1 pseudogene is annotated in these 446 nt (G+C 78.9%); it reads right to left on the bottom strand.

Features of this window, described 5'->3' with window-relative positions:
- Positions 1-446 (bottom strand): annotated as a pseudogene (locus NBW84_RS23925) (hypothetical protein); the annotation flags it as partial.

Raw genomic sequence — 446 nt, 5'->3', positions numbered from 1 at the left:
GCCGGTGCAGGTGCACCGACGGGTGCAGCACCAGCGGCCGAGGGTCCCCGGGCAGCGTCAGGGTCTCCCACGGCAGATCCGCCAGCCCGGCCCACCCCGCCCCGGCCCGGCCGGTGACGCCCTGACCGCTCCGGCCGCCACCGTCCTGACCAGCGCTGTTCTGCCCGGCACCGTTCTGCCCGGCACCGTTCTGCCCGCCGCCGTCCTGACCAGCGCTGTGCTGCCCGCCGCCGTCTTGGCCGCCGCCGTTCTGCCCGGCGGCGTCCTGGCCGGCGATCTCGAGGACGAGGCGCAGCGGCGCACCGCCGCGCACGGCGGCTTCGAGCTCCACGGCCAGGGTGTCGGCCACGGCGGCGGGCAGGAGCCGCTCGCCGAGCATCCGCCCGGCCGCGCGTAACGCCGCGTCCACCGGATCCACCGGCGCCGTCCCCACGGCGGTGGCCGCC

The organism is Protofrankia sp. CiP1_Cm_nod2, assembly GCF_920664355.1.
Lineage (GTDB): Bacteria > Actinomycetota > Actinomycetes > Frankiales > Frankiaceae > Protofrankia.
Note: the sequence above shows the minus strand (reverse complement) of the source record. Positions and strands in the feature narration are given on the sequence as shown.